This window comes from Mycobacterium sp. NGS62 (assembly GCF_059812285.1).
The window spans coordinates 155034-174275 of record NZ_JCALCK010000001.1 but is presented as its reverse complement, the minus strand read 5'-3'; the positions used below and the strand labels follow the sequence as shown (position 1 = coordinate 174275).

The following is a 19242-nucleotide window of genomic DNA, read 5'->3' as shown; positions in this document are numbered from 1 at the left end:
GTTCCCAGGTCGAGTACGGCGACGGGCTGACGTCGCGGGCACGTGCCGCCACCGCCCGGCCCGCCGCCGCTGTCACCCCGACGGCCGCCAACGCCAACCCGGCGCGGCGTGCCACCCGCAGTCCCGCCCTTCTGGCCATCACTGCCCTCCCGCATCGTCGACTGCTCAGACTCTAGGCAATGGGTTTGCGGCGCCGTTGCTGGGCGTCCGCCATGCTGGACACCTGTCCAACAACGCCGTTATATTCACCGCTGTGACCTATGACGCAATCATCCGGAATGGACGCTGGTTCGACGGCACCGGCGGTCCGTCGGCGATCAGGAACATCGGTATCCGCGACGGGCGCGTCAGCGCTGTCACCGCAGCAGACCTCGATTCCACGGGTTGTCCGCAGGTGGTCGACGCGACCGGTAAATGGGTGCTGCCGGGTCTGCTCGACATTCACACCCACTACGACGTGGAGGTGCTCGATGGACCTTCGCTGGCCGAATCGCTTCGTCACGGGGTCACGACGGTGTTCGTCGGCTCCTGCTCACTGTCGACCATCCACGTCGACGGGGTGAATGCCGGCGACCTGTTCGGCCGCGTGGAGGCTATCCCACGTGAGCATGTGATCGCCGCTGTCGACAAGCACAAGACGTGGCGCAGTTGCGAAGAGTATGTGTCCGCACTCGAGGCGCGGCCGCTGGGCCCCAATGTGGCCGCATTCATCGGGCACTCCGATATGCGCACGGCCACAATGGGTCTCGACAGCGCTACCCGTAAGTCCGTGCGGCCCAACAAGGCTCAGCTGGCGCGCATGGAGCAGATGCTGACCGAGGCGTTGGCGGCCGGTTTTGTCGGGATGTCGTCACAGCAACTGCTGTTCGACAAACTCGATGGCGACACGTGTCGCTCCCGCACCTTGCCGTCGACCTACGCCAAGCCGCGGGAGCTGCGCCGGCTGAAGTCGTTGCTGCGCCGCAGCGGCCGAGTCTTTCAGTCCGGGCCCGATATCACCAACCCGCTCAATCTCGGCTCACAGGTGGCTCAGTCACTGGGCCTGTTCCGCAAACCGCTCAAGACCAGTCTGCTCTCCGCCGCCGACGTCAAAGCCAACCCGTTCGCGATCCATGTCCTGGGCCCGCTGGCGCGGCTGGCCAACCGGTTCGGGGCCGATTTCCGCTGGCAACATCTGCCGGTTCCGTTCGAGGTGTACGCAGACGGCATCGACCTGGTGGTCTTCGAGGAATTCGGCGCCGGCGCAGCGGCTTTGCATCTTCGCGACGAGCTCGAGCGCAACGCGTTGATGCGCGACGAAAGCTACCGCCGCCGGTTCCGCAAGGACTACGAGAGCAAGTTCGCCGTGCGGGTATGGCAGCGCGACTTCTTCGATGCCGAGATTGTCGGATGCCCGGATGCCGCGGTGGTCGGCAAGTCGTTCGGGCAAGTCGGTCTCGAGCGCGGCGGGCTGCATCCCGTCGACGCATTCCTGGACCTGGTGCTCGAACACGGCACCGCGCTGCGCTGGCGGACCACGATCTCCAACCATCGGCCCGAGGTGCTGAAAAAGCTGGCCGCCGAACCCGGTGTGCAGATGGGCTTTTCCGATGCCGGCGCGCACCTGCGCAATATGGCGTTCTACAACTCCGGGCTTCGCCTGTTGCGTCATGTCCACGACGCCGAGAAGGCGGGCCGGCCATTCACCACGATCGAGCATGCAGTGCACCGCCTCACCGGGGAACTCGCCGACTGGTTCCAACTCGATGCCGGTCACCTTCGCGAGGGTGACCGCGCCGATCTGGTCGTGGTGGATCCCGAGCACCTCGACGCGTCGCTCGACGAGTACGCCGAGGCCGACGTCGACCAGTTCGGCCAGATGTCGCGGATGGTCAACCGCAACGACGACACGGTGAACGCCGTCTTCGTCGGCGGGCGCGCGGTATTCCTCGACGGGGCGCCGACCGAGGTGCTCGGCGTGCAGCGCACCGGCCGCTTCCTGCGCGCGAAGACCGTTACTTCGCCCGTGAAAGGTGAACTGGCCCATGTCGGTTGACGAGGCAGTACTGAAGCTGTGGCAGGCGCTGTCGCAGCGGGACTGGGAATCGGTCAAGACGTTTCTGTCGGCAGACTGCATCTATGTCGACATGCCGGTGGGGCCGACAGCCGCCGCGCGCGGTCCCGACGACATCGTCAAGCGTCTCAAGGTCGGCCTGGAGTCGCTGGCGCACTACGAAAATCACGACGGTGTGCTGGTATCCAACGGCGCCGACGTGATGTACGAACACTCCGAGACATGGCGCTGGCACACCGGCGAGACGGCCCTGCTCAAGTTCGTCAGCGTGCATCAGGTCCACGATGGCAAAGTGACGCTGTGGAAGGACTATTGGGACATGGGCTCGATGGTCAGCCAGGCTCCCGCCACCTGGATGGAAGACCTGGCCGGTACCGACACGTCGTGGATCTTCGATGCGACGGGGCTGATCTAGCGGCGATCGCAAGCGCGGCGGAGCCGGGCGCAGCGGATCGCCGCCATTGATCTAGGACTCGACGAGTCCTTTGAGCCGTTTCAGGGTTTCGGCCAACGTGCGACCCACTTGGCGTACGGCGACGCGATCGGCGATGTAGCCCAGGATTCCGCCGGGTACCTGGTATGACAGCCGGAATGTCGCCTTCGTCCGGCCCTCCCCCGCGTCGCGCAGCCGGATCCGGCCGCGCTGGTTGACACCGCCGGTGATGCTGACCCAAGCCAAGTCGCGGGCCTCGTCGAACTCGACCACCTCGATCAGCCCACCAACGGGCACCGAGCCGATCTTCCAGTGCACGGTATAGCGGGCCCCGATACCCGCGGGCTGCTCGTTCGCGTTTTCCCAGCGCTCCAGGCTGGTCATGAACGACGGGTAGCAGTCCGGATCGCTGACGAACTTCCACACCTCGCCGCGGTCGGCGTCGATCACGCACCGGCGTTCGACGCGCATCAGCCGATCACCGGGAATCGACGCTCGGCGGCCAGTCGGTCCACGCCGCCCTGCAAACTGGCCATTACCTTGTCGTGCACTGCCTGGTCATCGCCGTCGACGTCGATGGGCTCTTGCACCTCGATCGTGATCTTTGCCGGCAGCGGAAGGTGTCCGGCGAGATCGCTGATATTCAGCCCCCACGGCAGCGCCAGCGATATCGGAATGCTCTTGAGCCGCAGCAACTTATCCGCCATCAGCAGCTTGGCCAGCCATTGGCCGCGGTTGAGGAACAACGCGGTTTCCTGGCCGCCGACACTGGCGACGGGCACGATCGGCACACCGGCTTCGCGGGCCAGCCGCACATAGCCCATCCGGCCGCCGAAATCGACGCTGTGCCGCTCCCACGACGGTCGGAAGACCTCGTAGTCGCCACCGGGATAGACCAACAGCGCCGCGCCAGTTTCCAAGGCCAGTCGCGCGTTTTCGTGATTGGCGGCGACGGTGCCGAACTTGCGCAGCCAACCCAACGGGGGCGCGGAAACGACGAGGTTGTGCGCCAGCTGGTAAAACGGCCGCTCGACGCCGAAGTAGGAGCAAAACGCCAGGGTGAACACGAACGTGTCGGGTGGCACGTTGCCGCCGCTGTGATTGCCGACCAGCAGCACCGGTCCCTCCGCGGGAATCCGATCCAGGCCCCGCACGTCGGCGCGAAAGTACAGCGATGCCAGCAGCCACGTCCCGGGCAGCTGGTCGCGGATGTAATCAGGGTCGCGCTGGTCGAGGTCGGCCTTGGGCACCCGCGACGCCACTTGCGTGCGGGCCCACTCCAGCACCTCGCCTAGGCCGGCCACCTCGGGTTTATACCCCGGGTCGCGGATTCTTATACCTCGACAGGATCAAGCTGGTAGATGCGGGCGGCGTTGGCGTGTGCGATCACATCGACCACCCGGGTGGCATCGGACTCGCTCCAGTCGTCGTCGGATACAAAACGGCTGAGTACCCGATGAATACCGTTGCGCCACAGCATCGCGCCGAGAAAATGCAGCTCTGCCGGCCCGAAGGCATCCGAGGAATAGACGATCTTGCGGAATGGCGCCAACTCCAGCAGCCGGGCGATGAACGCCGGGCCCCGGGCACCCAGATGATTGATGCTCAGCCCGCCGTCGAGGTACACGTTGTTGAAGGCCTGTGCGAGATAGCCGGCTTCTCGCTCGTAGGGATAGCAGTGCAGCAGCACGACCGGTGTGTCACCGGACTGGCGGAGGAAGTCGAGCAGATACAGCGGATTGGCTTTGTGCAGATCACAGTCGCGGTCGCCGAGGCCGACGTGGAACTGCAACGGCTTACCCAGCCGCAGCGCCTGGTGCAGCCCGAAGCGCAGCAGCACCCGGTCAGACAGCCGAACACCGCCGCTGTCCCGCCACCGGGCGGCGGCCTCGGCGACCTGTGCCGCCGTCGGCTCAGTCAGGTCCCCGTCGAATCCGCCGCGGTAAGCCAGCACGGACTTGGTGCCGACGGCGTTCGCTGCGCGTCGAAGCAGAATCTCCTCGAATGCCGTCGCATAGTCACCCGGTGCCTGCGCTGCCTGCTCGGCTACCTGCTCGAGGCGAACCACCTCACGTGCGCGACCCGCGGACAGCTCGGCGAGTTCCTCGACGCCGGCTACTCCCCGATCCAACCCGGTGTCTACCAGCCAGTGGGTGACCCCGGCGGCGGGTAGGAAAAGCCGGGCCAGGTCGAGTTCGCCGAAGCGGCTGCGGCGCCGCCAATAGTCTTCTGCCTCAGCATGTTTGGCCAAGCCAAGAAGCGGCGCGCAGTGGGCGCGGACAGCAAATCCGAGTTGCGAGTCGAATCCCGAATCGAACTCGGCAAGCGGTTCGGTGTTGGCCTCGTTGAGACCGTTCTCAAATCGCCGCCGGTCCCCTGCCGCCAGCCAGCAGCCATGGACATGCTGATCGATCAACGGCACCTCGGCGATATGACGTGCCAGCGCAGAGTCGCCGGCAGCTGGCATTGTCAGACGCTCCAGGCCATGCGGAACTTGGCCGTCAGCTCTTCGGGACCCAGGTCGGCGTAGCGTTGGTCCTCCAAGCGGCGCACCGCAACAATCAGGTCCACGGCCAGATCGCCGAGAATTTTCCGTAAGCGAGATGAACTATCAAGTGCTGCAATCGCTTCCGTCTGTGATTCGGGCAGCCGAACGATACCCGCGTGGTCGCGGTACGCCTCGGACAGCGTCGCCGGGTCCACGGTCGTTTCCGCCGGCAGTGCAGCCTTTTTTCTGATTCCGTTCAGTGCCAACCCGAGGATCGCGGCCGAGGCAAAGTACGGGTTGGCCGACGGGTCGACGACCTTCACCTCCACGTTGCCGCCGGACGGGTTGGCCGGGCCGCCGCTGATGAATCGAACAGCCGCTTCCCGGTTCTCGGCGCCCCAGCACGCGTACGCGCCGGCCCAGTTCCCTGGCCGCATCCGCAGCCCGGACACGATCGATCCGCACAGGATGGCCTGGGCATCCGGTAGGCCACGAAGCAGGCCTGCCAACGCGTTTTCGCCCGTCGGCGTCATGCCGTGGGCAGCAGAACCGTCGGAGAACAGCGGCCCGTCGGAGTTGGTTAACGAGAAATGTTGGTGGGCACCAGATCCCACGCTGTCGGCGAATGGTGCCGGCGACAGGCTGACCCGAAGTCCGTGTCGGCGCGCCACCCGGCCAATGATGATGCGGCACAGCGCCAGTTGGTCGGCCGCTTCCACCGGCGATTGCGGAGCCAGCGAAATCTCGAACTGGTTCACCCCGTACTCGGGGTGAAACTGCTCGATTCCGACACCGGCCGTCGTCGCGGTCGCGATGACGTCGTGAACGAATGCCTCGAACTCGAGCACACCGGCAAGCCCGTACTGTGCCCACAGCGTCGACGGCAGCCGGTTGCCGTCGGGCGTGACCAGAACGAATTCGATTTCATGGCCCACGGCCGCCTCGATACCGGCCTCGGCAAGCGCGGCCTCGACCCGGCCCAGCGTGCCGCGGCTGCACCCGGGAAACGGTGTGCCGTCCTGCTCGAAAAACCCCGCGGGTGCCCACGCCAACCCGTCGCCGATGACGCGTAAGGCGGAGAGGTCGATTCTGACGCGGTGATCACCGACCACCCCGATGTTTTCGCTGAATGCGATGCCGCTGTGGTCGATAGCGAATGCATGCCAGACCAGGCTGGCGCCCAAGCCAGGGTCGGCGAAGGCGTTGGACCGCCGGATCGGCACCGCCTTGGCCTGCATCAGCCCGGCCGGGTTGACGGCGGTGCCGATCACGACGTCCACCCCTTTGGCCTCCAATTGGGCGATCGCCGCGGCGGCAAGCGGGGTGGTGGGCACGTCTTGGGTCAAGCCCGACTGGGCAAGGTGAACTTGCAAGTCTGGCCGATGTCCAAGGTGCGCAGCACCCGTCCCATACCGACCCACAGCGCGCACGACAGCGCCAGGTCGGCCAGCAGCTCCTCGGAGAAGTGCTCGCTGGCGCGGGCCCAGAAGTCTTCGTCGTCGCGCAGCACGGTGTGCTCGGTGGCGAATCGGTGCGCGAATTCGGCCGCCAGTCGCTCCTGTTCGCTGTAGCCCGGCCAGGTGCGCCACTCCAGCGCGTGGTCGTAGAGCTCTTCGTCCACACCGGCGGTCGGCCCGTCGCCGTCGCGGGTGTTGAGGCACACCGCGCATTCGTTGTCATGGGCGATCACGACGCGCGCGAGCTCGCGGGTGCGCATGGGCAGGCGATTGCGGTTGTAGACAGCGTCGCTGAACGCGCCGATGGCGCCGCCGAGTTCGGGGGATTTCACGAACCAGCCGGCCAGGTCGTCGTCAGCGAATTCTCCGATTCGGCTCATGGCGAGATCCTAGCGCCAATAGCGGGCTGCCCCCGACCTTCGTGCCAATCACGTTGAGCGACAACCCAGTGGGTGATCCGGTCGAGGGCCGCCTCGACCTGGGCCCGGTCGGGTCGGCCCTGGAACCCGGGAGCCCGGGTCAGTTTGTCGATGATCCAGTCGCGGATCAGATTGGACACGAAGTCGACCTGCCGGACACCAGACGCGGTCAGCCACAAGCGGTCGATGTTGCGCGCCGCGTAGCCGGCGCGGACCACACCGTCGAAGACGGGTTCGAGGACTTCGTATGGCACCCCCACGTCGTCGCCGATATCGGTCAACCGTGCCGACCCGAACAGTCGCGTGTAGCGGTGGATCCGCAGCACGGCCCACAGCCCGGCCGCATCCAGCGGGCAATCGGGCCGCATGGCGATGCTGCGCAGTCGCATTCCGGGAGCGCCCTGCAGCATGCGCCCGATGGCTGCCTCCAGTAGCTCGTCGGGTGACTGCGCGGTCGGCATCGCAAAGCCGTCGCCGAGGTCGGCGGCGTTATTTCCGATGTCCCGCAACGGAATCTCACGTAGGAAAAGCGCCAGCACAAACCCCACCACCGCGACCGGCGCCGCCCACAAAAAGACCATGGACAGTGAATCGGAATAGGCCGCCACGATCGGCGCAGCGACCTCAGGCGGCAGACGATGCAGAACCTCCGGGGAACTGGCCGCCACAGCGGGTGCCCCGCTCGCCGCCAGCGCCGGGCCTAACCGGCTGTCCAGGAAGTTCATGAACAGCGAGCCGAAGATGGCAGCGCCGAACGAACTGCCGATCGTGCGGAAGAATGTCACACCCGAGGTGGCGACGCCGAGGTCGTCGAAACTCGAGGTGTTCTGCACGATGAGCGTCAGCACCTGCATACACAATCCGATACCGGCTCCCAGGATGACCAGGTAAAGCGACTGCAGCAGAGTCGATGTCGACGGGCCCATCCGGGACAGCAACACGAATGCCACCGCCATCACCGCCGTGCCGGCGATCGGAAACACCTTGTACCGCCCGGTGCGGCCGACCAGGATGCCGCTGGTCATCGACGTGGTCAACATGCCTACCACCATCGGCAGCGTACGAAGCCCCGATTCCGTCGCGGAGACGCCGTTCACGAACTGCATATAAGTAGGAAGGAAGGTCAGCGCGCCCAGCATCGCGAACCCGACGACGAACGACAGGATGCAGCACACCGTGAAGACCGGACTGGCGAAGAGCCGGGCCGGCAGGATCGGCGCGGCGGTCCGGCTTTCCACCCACACGAAAACGCCCAGCGCGACCGCGGAGCCAACGAACAGGCCGATGATCGTCGCGGACCCCCACGGGTAAGTGGTGCCGCCCCAACTGGTGGCCAGCGTCAACCCCGCGGCGCCGAGACCGACGAAAACGATGCCGATGTAGTCGATAACGGGTTTGGCGCGTTCGACCAGCGCGGGGATGGTTGCGGCTGCCACGAAGAACACCACCACCGATACCGGCACGTTGATCCAAAATGCCCATCGCCAGGTCAGGTGGTCGGTGAAATAGCCGCCGAGCAACGGTCCGACGACGGTGGTGACACCGAATACCGCCCCCAGTGCGCCCTGGTAGCGGCCGCGTTCGCGCAGCGGGATGACTTCACCGATGAGCGCGGTGGCGGTGACGGTCAGACCGCCGCCCCCGATGCCCTGCAGCGCCCTTGAGAGCACCAGCATCACCATCGTGTGCGACAGGCCGCACAACACCGAGCCGACGACGAAAAACACCACGGCGGCTTGGAACACCGCTTTGCGGCCGAACAGGTCGCCCAGTTTGCCCACCAGCGCGGTGACGATGGTGGAGGCCAGCAGATAGCTGGTGACCACCCACGACTGGTGGCCGGCTCCGCCGAGATCGGCGACGATAGTCGGCAGCGCGGTCGCCACGATGGTCTGGTCGAGCGCTGCCAGCAGCATCCCGAGCACGATCGCCAAAAAGATCAGATTGCGTCGTTGCGGGCTGATCAGACTGCTGCCCTGCGCCGCTTCCGCGGCCGGCGTCGCCGTCGCTGCGGTCATACCCGCTTTCTTACCTCAGGTGGTGGGCGGGCGGGCGACGCACTGCGCGGCGTAAAGCGCCTCGCCGAGCTTATCCATCAACTCCAGCTGCGTTTGCAGGTAGTCGATGTGGTCTTCTTCGTCGGCGACGATCTTCTCCAGAATTTGCGCGCTGGTGCTGTCTTGACGCTCGCGGCACATGATGATGCCCGGCTTGAGACGGTTCAGCACATCGAATTCGATTGCCAAGTCACTCTCGAATTGCTCGCGCAGCGTCTGGCCGACCCGCAGCGACCCGATGCGCTGGTAGTTCGGTAAACCGTCGAGCAGCAGAATGCGATCCGTCACCATTTCCGCATGGCGCATTTCGTCGAACGACTCTTCGCGGGTGTGGGCCGCCAGCTCGGTAAAGCCCCAGTTTTCCTGCATCTTCGAATGCAGAAAGTACTGGTTTATCGCGGTGAGCTCACTGGTCAATTGTTCGTTGAGCAGGCGCAAAACGTCGGGATCACCTTGCATGATCGCTCCTCATTTCAAGCTGTCAGGTGTCGGACTGCGGGATGCTGTCAGGGGTTGGGCTGTAACCCCCGACGTGTCATGCCGGATTCAATCTAATGCAGCGCGGAGCCGCCGGTGCGATGATTCGTCCGGCGTCGGCGCGTCGCGGTGGGCCACCGGCGGCGACGGCGTTTCCGGGGGCAAAAGCGCAGCTCAACACGCCTGCAGGTTAGGTTAGACTCCACTAACCAAGTTAGGTTAGACTTCACTAACATGAGGCCTGTTCAGTCCGGTCCTTCCGTCGGTTCGGCGGGGGTTGGTTGATGTACGTGTGCCTGTGCGTCGGGGCCACCAGCCAAACCGTGGCCGACGCCGTCGCGTGCGGCGCGTCGACCTCCAAAGAAGTTGCCGCCGCCTGCGGGGCCGGCGCGGACTGCGGGCGTTGCCGACACAACTTACGGGCGATCATCGAGTCCGCCACGCAGTTCGAAACCAGCGCCGCGCGGTAACTCAGCCGCTTCGGCGACCGGTGAAATCCGCCAGCGCCGCGGCGTTGGCCTGGGTACCCATCAGCTCGGCGAAGTGAGCGTTCTCCCGGGCGCTTGCCGCTGCGATCTCCGGACGGACCGGTTCGACGATGGTGTGCTTGACCGCCATCAGACTCGAAATCGGCCGCGACGCAAGGATTTGCGCGTGCCGACGCGCATCCGCGAGCAGATCTGACGGCTCGCACACTTTCCAGACCAGGCCCATCCGCAGCGCCTCCTGGGCGTCCACCCATTCCGAGGACATCAGTAGCCAGGCCGCGTTCTGCCGGCCGACCAACTGCGGCAGCAGATACGACGAGGCGGCCTCTGGTGCCACGCCTAGGCTGGTGAACGGGCATTTCAGCCGCGCAGTTGAGGACATGAACGCCAGGTCGGCGTAGCCCAGGATGGTGGCGCCGATCCCGACCCCGACGCCGTTGACCGCGCAGATCAGTGGTTTGGGGAACGCGCTCAGCGCGTCGATCAGCCCGGTGAAGCCGTGCTTTCCCGGCACGAAGTCCGGGTCGGTGACCCGTGCCTGCATCTCCCCCAGATCGGTCCCGGCGCTGAAGGCGCGCCCCACCCCGGTCAGCAGAACCACCGCGACTTCCGGGTCGTCGGCGGCGGCTAACAGCGCCTCGGCAGTGGCGTCGTAGAGCGCCTCGTTGAAGGCGTTGAGCGCCTCGGGCCGGTTCAAGGTCAGCGTGCGGACCTTGTTCTCGTCGTCGATCTGCAATGTCACGGCTGCAGCGTAACCGGGGAGCATCCGCGAGACAGAAGCCATGGTTGTGGCATCGCCGTCGGCGACAGCCCTGGCTTCTGTTTCGCGGTCAAACAAATGGCGATCGGAGCACATACCGACTCGTCGGCACGGTGTCGATGTTCTCGTTGGCCCCGAACGCCGAGGTGCTGGCGATCATCCGGGTCAACCGGTCCTGCAAATCGCTGTCATCGACGGCGCCGAAGAAGGCCGTCAGATCGGTGACCGCCTCGATCGGGAACAACTCCTCGACGATGCCCGAGATGGGCGGCGCGTCTGGGGTCAGGGCACGCACCACCGCATTCTGGGTATAGCCGAAAGTGGCCTGCGTCTCGATCGCGACCGGTGTGTGGTCGCGCTGCCAGCGAGCCAGCCAGCTGTCCTGATCCAGCCCGGCCGGTCTGCGCAGTAGCGCAAGGTTGGCCAAACCCGTTGTGCGAGAGCCGAGCTCCAGTGGCGACGCCAACGGGACCGACTCGGTGACCAGATACCCGGCAAGCTCTTCACATTCGGCCTCCAGCCGCGCCAGCGCGGCGGTGATCTGGTCGCCGTAGCACTGCTGGGCCCAGATGCTCACGACTGCGGCCACCGGCGGGTCGAATGTCGTGAGCGTCATCAGTGAGTCACGCACCACGCTGTCCCGCACATTGACGGCCAGACCGGCAACACCAAGACCCAGGATGGCGTCAGCGACCGATCCCCGCTGCCGGGCGCACCAGTCGTCGTCGCGATCGGCAGCCCGCAGCACCGCCACTACCTTTTCCATCGCTACGACTCCTGCGCCCACCGCGGCTGGATGAACACACCCTCGGCTTGCACGGTGACACCCTCGTCGTCGGCGAGGAAGCCCGCCGCGAAAGTCTTGACACCCTCTACGCGGGTGGCGGTCGCCTCGGCGTGCAATCGGCCCAGCCGGGTGGCCCGCACATAGCGCAAGGTGATGGTCCCGGTGAGCCGCGGGTTGGTGCCGTCGCTGGCGGCTTCGCCCAAAACATGATCGAGAACCAGGGCCGCGACGCCGCCGTGTACATGGCCGGGCGGCCCCTCGTAGGCGGCGCCGAGATCGAAGTCGCACCACGCCCGACCCGACGGGTCGTGCTGGATCTGCAGTGGCGGGGCGATCGGGTTGCGCGTCCCGATGACGACGTTTCCCCACGCCATCTGCTCACCGCTGGACAGGTAGCGCACACCGAAGGGGCCGTCCACCTGTTTGCTACGTAAACGCGCGGTGGCCGAATCGATTTCGTCCTTCGCCGCGGCGACGGCATCGGCGTCGACTTCGGTGCGGATAGTGGCGTCGATCAGCTCCCGTACCGACTGGGTCAGCGGCTCATAGATTGCCCGCAGCCGTTCGAGGTCCTCGACGCTGATGTTCTCCAGGGTGAAGTCCAGCATGACTGCAACTAGAACATGTTCCTGCTACGTCGTGGCGGCGGGGTGCCGAACGAGACGCACCGCGCTGTCGGCGCTGACCAACTCCCCGATGACCTGAGCCAGCTGCCGGTAGGGCGCTTCGCGACCGCTGGACGACCGGAACACCAGCCCGATCCGCCGTCCCGGGCGGGGATTTGCGAACTGTGCCAGTCCGAGCTGACTGCGGCTGGCCTCGACCGACACCGCGCTCTGCGGGATCAGAGTCACGCCCAATCCGCCGGTTACACACTGCACTGCCGTGGCCAGCGACGCGGCGCGGGTATTGGCCAACTCAGCGCGCACTCCGGCTTTGCGGCATACGTCGAGGGCCTGGTCACGCAGGCAGTGGCCCTCGTCGAGGAGCAGCAGCGGCAGTTGCGCCAGCGCCGTGGGCGGCACCCGCCGCTTGCCCGCCAACGGGTGACTCGGCGGCAGGGCGAGCACGAAGTCCTCGTCGTAGATTGGGATTTCGGTGACACCGCTGGTCTCGGCCGGCAACGCGATCAGCGCCGCATCCAGTGCGCCCTCGCGCAGTGACATCAGCAGTCGCTCGGTCTGGTCCTCGATCACTCGCAGGGACAGCGCGGGCAACCGCTCGGTCAATCCGGCCAGCACCGTCGGCAGCACGTACGGTGCCACCGTGGGGATCAGGCCCAGGCGCATGGTGCCCTGCAGCGGATCCACGGTGCCTGCCGCCGCTGCAGTGAACGCGGTCACCGCTTCGATCACGCTTTGAGCTTGCGGCAGCAGGTGCCGGCCCTCGGTTGTCAAGAAGACACGGCGGGTTGATCGCTCGACCAGCTGGACGCCGAGGCCGGCTTCCAGTGCCGACAAGGACTGTGACAGCGTCGACTGGCTGACACCGAGAGTGCCTGCGGCAGTGCCGAAGTGTTGCTTTTCCGCCACCGCGACGAAGGCCCGCAGGCCGGCGATGGTGGGTTGATAACTCTTATCGGTCATACCTATCAGTATAGTGGGAAATATCACCTTTACTTTAAGGTTTAATTAGGTCAAAATTGGATTGAGTCCAAAAAGTTGGAGAGTAAATCCGATCTTGATCAAAGAAGGAGTGACCATGGCACTGCTGACAATCGGCGATCAGTTTCCCGCCTACGAGCTCACCGCGCTGATCGGTGGCGATCTGTCGAAGGTCAACGCCAAGCAGCCGGAAGACTATTTCACCACGATCACCAACGAAGACGACCCGGGCAAGTGGCGAGTGATCTTCTTCTGGCCGAAGGACTTCACCTTCGTGTGCCCAACCGAGATCGCTGCGTTCGGCAAGCTGAACGACGAGTTCGAGGACCGCGACACCAAGGTACTGGGTGTGTCGGTGGACAGCGAGTTCGTCCACTTCCAGTGGCGCGCCCAGCACGAAGATCTCAAGAAGCTGCCGTTCCCGATGCTGTCGGACATCAAGCGTGAACTTGTCGAGGCCACCGGGGCGCTCAACGACGAGGGTGTCGCCGACCGGGTGACGTTCATCGTCGACCCCAACAACGAGATCCAGTTCGTCTCAGTGACCGCCGGCTCGGTGGGACGCAACGTCGACGAGGTGCTGCGGGTGCTCGATGCCTTGCAGTCCGACGAGCTGTGCGCCTGCAACTGGCGCAAGGGTGACCCCACCATCGACGCCGGCGAAGAGCTGAAGAAGTCTGCCTAAAGGAGGCACCATGGGCATCGAGAACCTCAAAACCGCGCTGCCGGAGTACGCCAAAGACCTCAAACTGAACCTGGGGTCGATCACCCGCACCACCGCGCTCACCGAAGAGCAGTTGTGGGGCACGCTGTTGGCCAGCGCGGCGGCAACACGGAATGCCGAGGTGCTGGGCGAGATCGGTGCTGAAGCCGCGGATTACCTGTCGGCCGAGGCCTACCAGGCGGCGTTGGGCGCCGCGTCGATCATGGGCATGAACAACGTCTTCTATCGTGGCCGCGGCTTCCTCGGCGGCGACTACGACGACCTGCGCCCCGGGCTGCGGATGAACATCATCGGCAATCCGGGCGTGGACAAAGCCAGCTTCGAGCTGTGGTCGTTCGCGGTCTCGTCGATCAACGGGTGTTCGCACTGCGTCACCGCGCACGAGCACACGCTGCGAGAGGCCGGGGTGGACCGAGAGGCGATTTTCGAGGCATTGAAGGCGGCTTCCATCGTCGCGGGCGTGGCTCAGGCGATCACTACCGCCCAGACGTTGGCCGCGGCCGGGTAGCTTTAACGACGTGGCCGACTGGGTCGAGCATGTGATCTGGTGGCAGCTCTACCCGCTGGGCTTCGTCGGCGCATTCCCGGGTGAGCAGCCGCCATTGCCGGACGAGCACCGGCTGCGACGGATCACCGAGTGGTTCGACCACGCCATCGAGCTGGGCGCGTCCGGGATTGCCCTGGGCCCGATTTTCGCCTCGTGTACCCACGGCTACGACACGACCGATCATTACCGCATCGATCCGCGCCTGGGCGACGACGACGATTTCGACGTCCTTGTCGCCGAGGCGCATCGGCGTGGTTTGCGGGTCCTGCTCGACGGGGTGTTCAACCACGTCGGGCCGGACTTCCCGCGCGATCACCAGGATTGGTTTCGTGACTACAGCTTCGAGGGCCACCGCGATCTCACCACGCTGAACCACGACAACCCCGATGTCGCCGACTACGTCGTCGATGTCATGTCGCACTGGCTGGAGCGCGGCGCCGACGGCTGGCGACTGGATGCGGCTTATGCTGTGCCGCCCGAGTTTTGGGCTGCTGTGCTCCCGCGAGTACGCCGGCGGCATCCGGAGGCGTGGTTCGTCGGAGAGCTCATTCACGGCGACTATGCCGCGGTGGTCGCCGAGGCCGGCTTTGACTCGGCCACCCAATACGAGCTGTGGAAAGCGATCTGGAGCAGCCTCAACGACGGCAACTTCTACGAGTTGGACTGGGCGCTACAGCGGCACAACGAGTTCCTGGGCAGTTTCGCGCCGCTGACCTTCATCGGCAACCACGACGTGACTCGGATTGCCAGTCAACTCGAGCATTCTGCTCACGTGGCCCAGGCGCTGGTGCTGCAGATGACCGTCGGCGGCATTCCCAGTGTGTACGCCGGTGACGAACTCGGCTACCGCGGGGTCAAAGAGGAGCGGTTCGGCGGCGACGACGCGGTGCGACCCGAATTCGCTTCTCCCCCAGTACCTCTGGATGATGATGGCGCGAGGTTGTGGGCGCTGCACCAGTACCTGATCGGGCTGCGACGCCGCCATGCGTGGCTGCACGCCGCAACCACGACCGCGCTATTGCTGGACAACCGGCACTACGTCTATCGGACCCAGCACGGTGACGACGCCCTGATCGTCGTGCTCAACATCGATGATGCGCCGCTGGAGGCGAGGGTGCCGCGCGCACAGGTGGTCGCCGGATCCGGAGCTCCGCCGGAAGAGATCGTCGACGTCGTGGTGGTCGAACCACAGGGCTGGCGAATCCTGCAGCCTATGTGAGCCGCTTGAGCGTCAGTGGATCCTGTTCCCCGCCGTAGTACTTCTCCAGCACCGCGACGAAATCCCGGCTGTCGTCGGTGGCGTGGGCGAACAGCGTCATCGACGAGCGGACTTTCAGATCGTCGGGTGATCCGAAAATCTCGGCGATCGAACGGCCGGCGATGCCGTTGACCAGCTGCGTGCATTCGCGCAGCCGCGGGCCGAGCACTTCGTGATGCAGGTAGGCCTGTGCTTCGTCCAGCGAAGAGATCGCATACCTTGCGGCCGTCGGGCTGCTGCCGAGTCCGGCCAGCTGCGGAAAGATGAACCAGATCCAGTGACTGCGTTTGCGGCCGGCACGCAGCTCCTCGACGACGGTGTGATAGACCCGAGCTTGCGCGTCGACGAAGCGCTGCAGATCGAAGGGATCACTTGCGGACGTCATCTAACCACCGTCGCACAGTTCAACGACGGGTGCCGAAGATCGGCGACCTCGCGCCGCTGATCCGGTTTCGCAAGCCCCGGCTCGACCGTGTTCAACGCCGACTCGACGCGGCAATGACCATCCACGATCTACGGCGTATCGCCCAGCGGCGTACCCCCAGGGCCGCGTTCGACTACACCGACGGCGCTGCCGAAGATGAGTTGTCGATCGAGCGCGCGCGGCAAGCCTTCCGCGACATCGAATTTCACCCGGCGATCCTGCGCGACGTCAGCAAGGTGCGCACCGGCTGGCCGGTGCTCGGTGCGCCGGTGGCGCTACCGTTCGGTATCGCGCCGACGGGGTTCACCCGGTTGATGCATACCTCGGGCGAGATCGCCGGTGCTCGCGCCGCGGCGCGGGTTGGTGTTCCGTTCTCACTGTCCACTCTGGGTACCGCCGCGATCGAAGATGTAGCCGCAGCCATCCCGCAGGGCCGCAAATGGTTTCAGCTCTACATGTGGCGGGATCGGGACCGGTCGATGGCGTTGGTGGACCGGGCCGCTCAGGCGGGTTTCGACACCCTGCTCGTCACCGTCGACGTTCCGGTTGCCGGTGCGCGGTTGCGCGACACCCGCAACGGAATGACGATCCCGCCAACCTTGACGCTGCGGACCGTGCTTGACGTGCTGCCGCGCCCGCACTGGTGGTTCGATCTGCTGACGACCGAGCCGCTGGCGTTCGCGTCGCTGGATCGGTGGTCGGGCACCGTCGGCGAATACCTGGACACCATGTTCGATCCCAGCGTCACCTTCGCGGATCTGGCATGGATCAAGACCCAGTGGCCGGGCAAGCTCGTCGTGAAAGGTATTCAGACGTTGGCCGACGCCCGTGCTGTCGTCGACGTCGGCGCCGACGGCATCGTGTTGTCCAATCACGGTGGCCGCCAACTTGATCGAGCACCAGTGCCGTTTCATCTATTGCCCGTGGTCGCGCGAGAGCTTGGCCGCGACACCGAAATTCTGCTGGACACCGGGATCATGTCCGGCGCGGACATCGTGGCCGCGGTGGCATTGGGTGCGCGCTGCACGCTGATCGGGCGGGCCTATTTGTATGGGCTGATGGCCGGTGGCGAAGCCGGCGTCGAGCGCGCCATCGAAATCCTGTCCGGCCAGTTGTTCCGGACCATGCGGCTCCTAGGCGTCACCTGCCTGGAGGAGCTATCCCCGTCCCATGTGACGCAATTGCGGCGGCTGGTCCCAGTTCGGCCACCGACGGTGTCGGAGTAGTCTGCTATACTCGAACGTATGTTCGATGAAGCGGCGCGGTTGGCGGTGATCGCCCGGTTTGATGAGCTGTTTGAGCGGCGCCATCCCTCGACCACACCAGAGTCGACCGCGCTGGTGGACCGGATCTGTGCGTCGGCGCGGGCGGAGAATCAGGCGGCGGCTGCCCAGCTGGTCGCGATTGGGGAGCTGTTCGGCTACCGGTTGTCGCGTTGTTCCAACACCGAAGAATGGGCCATCGATACCGAAGAGGCGGTGACTGCGGAGGTGGCCGCGGCGCTGCGGATCAGTCAGGGGTTGGCGGGAAGCCGGTTGCGGTATGCGCGGGCCATGCGCGAGCGGCTGCCGAAGCTGGCAGAGGTGTTCAAGGCCGGTGATATCGACTATCGGGTGTTTCAGACGATCGTGTTTCGCACCGATTTGATTACCGATCGCGACGTGTTGGCGACGGTGGATGGGCAACTTGCCGTCAATGTGCCGCGCTGGCCGTCGATGACCCAGGGGCGGCTGGCTGGGCAGATCGACAAGATCGTGGCGCGCGCCGACGCCGATGCTGTCCGGCGGCGCAATAAGCGTCAGGGTGATCGCGAGATTTGGATCGGCGACGCCGACTCGGGTATCTCCGAGATTCATGGCAGCCTGCTGACCTCCGATGCGCATGCGCTCGACAAGCAGCTGGATGCGATGGCGGCCACGGTGTGTGAGCATGATCCGCGTAGCCGCGATCAGCGTCGTGCTGATGCGTTGGGTGCGCTGGCGGCACACGCTGATCGACTGGGCTGTCGGTGTGGGCGATCTGATTGTGCTGCGGGAAAGCGGCCTGCTGCCACGCCGGTCGTGATCCACGTGATCGCCGAGCAGGCCGCGATCTGCGGCAGCGGCTCAGCGGTGGCGTCGGAGGTCGGTGCTGACGGGCTGATCCCGCCTGAATTGGTGGCGGAGTTGGCCACAACGGCCAAGCTGGTGCCGTTGGTTCATCCGGGCGATGCTTTACCCGAGTCGGGGTATGTGGCTTCGAAGGCGCTGGCGGATTTTGTGCGGTGCCGGGATTTGACGTGTCGCTGGCCGGGCTGCGACCGGCCGGCAGTCGACTGCGATCTTGATCATACGATCCCGTTCGCCGTTGGCGGGCCGACGCATGCGTCGAATCTCAAATGTTATTGCCGCACACATCATTTGGTGAAGACGTTCTGGGGTTGGCGTGATCAGCAGTTGCCCGACGGCACACTGATCTTGACCTCGCCTTCGGGGCAGACCTATGTCACCACGCCGGGCAGTGCGCTGCTGTTTCCCAGCTTGTGCCACTCCACCGGCGGCGTCCCGGCCATCGAAGCCGATCTCCCGGATGATTATTGCGGCGAGCGCACCGCGATGATGCCCAAACGCCGCCGCACCCGCGCCCAAAACCGAGCCCACCGCATCGCCGCCGAACGCCGAGCCAACCACGACGCCCGCGCCACACGGCGGAACGAGCGTATGAGCTACTTCGACCTGGCCCCGCGCGACGGCGACGACGAGCCGCCACCGTTCTGATTGCCGGGCAGCGCACGCCTAAGGTGCTGGTGTTCCGGGCGGTACCGGACACCAGAAGAGCCCGCAATTCACGGGAAGCAGCCTGCCCTCGACAACTGAGTTGGTTTTGGTCCCGTCCCCGTTGTCAACCATCTTGTGGTACCAGTCGTGGCAAACCGTCATATCCCAGTTGACGGCGCCCGGGACTGGGCCGGTCATGGATAGGCCACCATCCGGCGTGATTTGGAAGTTGTAGGCCTGCGGCAATGGTTGCCCGGGACACCAGGTACCACCGCCGTTGTCGGCGTCAGCGGGATTTGCTGCCAGTCCCACCGCCGCACCGCCGGCCAGTAGCGCCGACGTCATCAGTCGGGTGACCATGCGGGTGAAGTCCATCGGGCATTCCTTCCCATTCCCGCGGTCCCCGCAGGGCTTTCGCGGCCCTAACCGGAATGCGCTTATTGAACTCGGCGGATGCCCTACGTACACCGTTTTGAACGCCCGGGAACAAACCCCGAACCACCGAGGTTG

21 protein-coding genes are annotated in these 19242 nt (G+C 65.3%); 8 read left to right on the top strand and 13 right to left on the bottom strand.

All coding sequences use genetic code 11. The features are described from left to right. Nucleotides 1-253 precede the first annotated feature (253 nt). Together AC5Y49_RS00830 and AC5Y49_RS00825 are read left to right on the top strand one after the other, a co-directional pair. Nucleotides 254-2035, top strand: coding sequence for an N-acyl-D-amino-acid deacylase family protein (locus tag AC5Y49_RS00830; protein WP_499883952.1), 1782 nt, complete (start codon nucleotides 254-256; stop codon nucleotides 2033-2035). Beyond that, on the top strand, nucleotides 2025-2468 hold the full coding sequence (locus AC5Y49_RS00825) for a nuclear transport factor 2 family protein (RefSeq protein ID WP_499883951.1): 444 nt from the start codon (nucleotides 2025-2027) through the stop codon (nucleotides 2466-2468). The genes AC5Y49_RS00830 and AC5Y49_RS00825 overlap by 11 nt, the downstream gene beginning before the upstream one ends. A 51-nt stretch (nucleotides 2469-2519) precedes the next feature. Here AC5Y49_RS00825 and AC5Y49_RS00820 read toward each other — a convergent pair whose 3' ends face one another. Genes AC5Y49_RS00820 through bfr form a run of 7 tightly spaced genes read right to left on the bottom strand, consistent with a single transcriptional unit; the run spans nucleotide 2520 to nucleotide 9366 of the window. Further along, entirely contained in the window at nucleotides 2520-2957 is a 438-nt protein-coding gene (locus AC5Y49_RS00820) for an SRPBCC family protein (RefSeq protein ID WP_499883950.1), read from the bottom strand. Further along, nucleotides 2957-3790: a lysophospholipid acyltransferase family protein gene (locus AC5Y49_RS00815; protein ID WP_499883949.1), complete on the bottom strand. Its 834-nt coding sequence runs from the start codon at nucleotides 3788-3790 to the stop codon at nucleotides 2957-2959. Before AC5Y49_RS00815 ends, AC5Y49_RS00820 begins: the two co-directional genes overlap by 1 nt. Before the next feature lie 29 nt (nucleotides 3791-3819). Next, the gene (locus tag AC5Y49_RS00810; protein WP_499883948.1) at nucleotides 3820-4953 is read right to left on the bottom strand and encodes an amidohydrolase family protein; all 1134 of its coding nucleotides are present in this window, start codon (nucleotides 4951-4953) and stop codon (nucleotides 3820-3822) included. Between the two features lie 2 nt (nucleotides 4954-4955). Beyond that, nucleotides 4956-6308 (bottom strand): type I glutamate--ammonia ligase, encoded by a 1353-nt coding sequence (locus tag AC5Y49_RS00805; protein ID WP_499884598.1) that lies wholly within the window; start codon nucleotides 6306-6308, stop codon nucleotides 4956-4958. 8 nt (nucleotides 6309-6316) lie between these two features. Then, complete coding sequence (locus tag AC5Y49_RS00800; protein WP_499883947.1) at nucleotides 6317-6811, bottom strand: carboxymuconolactone decarboxylase family protein; 495 nt, start codon at nucleotides 6809-6811, stop codon at nucleotides 6317-6319. Then, nucleotides 6808-8868, bottom strand: a complete 2061-nt coding sequence (locus AC5Y49_RS00795; RefSeq protein WP_499883946.1) for an MDR family MFS transporter — start codon at nucleotides 8866-8868, stop codon at nucleotides 6808-6810. The genes AC5Y49_RS00800 and AC5Y49_RS00795 overlap by 4 nt, the downstream gene beginning before the upstream one ends. 15 nt (nucleotides 8869-8883) lie before the next feature. Next, entirely contained in the window at nucleotides 8884-9366 is a 483-nt protein-coding gene (gene bfr, locus AC5Y49_RS00790) for a bacterioferritin (RefSeq protein ID WP_499883945.1), read from the bottom strand. 302 nt (nucleotides 9367-9668) lie between these two features. Here bfr and AC5Y49_RS00785 point away from each other — a divergent pair, with 302 nt between their 5' ends. Further along, nucleotides 9669-9854, top strand: a complete 186-nt coding sequence (locus AC5Y49_RS00785; protein WP_499883944.1) for a (2Fe-2S)-binding protein — start codon at nucleotides 9669-9671, stop codon at nucleotides 9852-9854. Nucleotide 9855: 1 nt separating this feature from the next. On the opposite strand, the gene AC5Y49_RS00780 is transcribed toward AC5Y49_RS00785, so the two are convergent. The 4 genes from AC5Y49_RS00780 to AC5Y49_RS00765 all read right to left on the bottom strand — a co-directional run bounded on the left by AC5Y49_RS00780 (nucleotide 9856) and on the right by AC5Y49_RS00765 (nucleotide 13005). Beyond that, entirely contained in the window at nucleotides 9856-10614 is a 759-nt protein-coding gene (locus AC5Y49_RS00780) for an enoyl-CoA hydratase/isomerase family protein (RefSeq protein ID WP_499883943.1), read from the bottom strand. An 88-nt stretch (nucleotides 10615-10702) separates the two neighbouring features. Then, a complete protein-coding gene (locus AC5Y49_RS00775; protein WP_499883942.1) occupies nucleotides 10703-11398 on the bottom strand; it encodes an EthD domain-containing protein in 696 nt (231 codons plus the stop codon). 2 nt (nucleotides 11399-11400) lie between these two features. Beyond that, the gene (locus AC5Y49_RS00770; RefSeq protein ID WP_499883941.1) at nucleotides 11401-12027 is read right to left on the bottom strand and encodes a PaaI family thioesterase; all 627 of its coding nucleotides are present in this window, start codon (nucleotides 12025-12027) and stop codon (nucleotides 11401-11403) included. A 24-nt stretch (nucleotides 12028-12051) separates the two neighbouring features. Continuing rightward, on the bottom strand, nucleotides 12052-13005 hold the full coding sequence (locus AC5Y49_RS00765; protein ID WP_499883940.1) for a hydrogen peroxide-inducible genes activator: 954 nt from the start codon (nucleotides 13003-13005) through the stop codon (nucleotides 12052-12054). 115 nt (nucleotides 13006-13120) lie between these two features. Between AC5Y49_RS00765 and AC5Y49_RS00760 the strand changes: the two genes are divergently transcribed. The 3 genes from AC5Y49_RS00760 to AC5Y49_RS00750 are packed head-to-tail and all read left to right on the top strand — an operon-like array spanning nucleotide 13121 to nucleotide 15513. Continuing rightward, nucleotides 13121-13708 (top strand): peroxiredoxin, encoded by a 588-nt coding sequence (locus AC5Y49_RS00760; protein WP_499883939.1) that lies wholly within the window; start codon nucleotides 13121-13123, stop codon nucleotides 13706-13708. 10 nt (nucleotides 13709-13718) lie between these two features. After that, nucleotides 13719-14255, top strand: a complete 537-nt coding sequence (locus AC5Y49_RS00755; RefSeq protein WP_499883938.1) for an alkyl hydroperoxide reductase — start codon at nucleotides 13719-13721, stop codon at nucleotides 14253-14255. 10 nt (nucleotides 14256-14265) lie between these two features. After that, nucleotides 14266-15513, top strand: a complete 1248-nt coding sequence (locus AC5Y49_RS00750; RefSeq protein WP_499883937.1) for an alpha-amylase family protein — start codon at nucleotides 14266-14268, stop codon at nucleotides 15511-15513. Here the strand turns inward: AC5Y49_RS00750 and AC5Y49_RS00745 are convergent. After that, nucleotides 15506-15937: a DUF1810 domain-containing protein gene (locus tag AC5Y49_RS00745; RefSeq protein ID WP_499883936.1), complete on the bottom strand. Its 432-nt coding sequence runs from the start codon at nucleotides 15935-15937 to the stop codon at nucleotides 15506-15508. The genes AC5Y49_RS00750 and AC5Y49_RS00745 overlap by 8 nt on opposite strands. On the opposite strand from AC5Y49_RS00745, the gene AC5Y49_RS00740 reads away from it, so the two are divergent. Both AC5Y49_RS00740 and AC5Y49_RS00735 read left to right on the top strand, forming a co-directional pair. Continuing rightward, complete coding sequence (locus AC5Y49_RS00740) at nucleotides 15925-17202, top strand: alpha-hydroxy acid oxidase (protein ID WP_499883935.1); 1278 nt, start codon at nucleotides 15925-15927, stop codon at nucleotides 17200-17202. The two genes, AC5Y49_RS00745 and AC5Y49_RS00740, sit on opposite strands and share 13 nt — an antisense overlap. A gap of 18 nt (nucleotides 17203-17220) precedes the next feature. After that, nucleotides 17221-18732, top strand: a complete 1512-nt coding sequence (locus AC5Y49_RS00735; protein ID WP_499883934.1) for an HNH endonuclease signature motif containing protein — start codon at nucleotides 17221-17223, stop codon at nucleotides 18730-18732. 18 nt (nucleotides 18733-18750) lie between these two features. Here AC5Y49_RS00735 and AC5Y49_RS00730 read toward each other — a convergent pair whose 3' ends face one another. After that, nucleotides 18751-19107, bottom strand: a complete 357-nt coding sequence (locus AC5Y49_RS00730; RefSeq protein WP_499883933.1) for a hypothetical protein — start codon at nucleotides 19105-19107, stop codon at nucleotides 18751-18753. Between the last annotated feature and the right edge of the window lie 135 nt (nucleotides 19108-19242).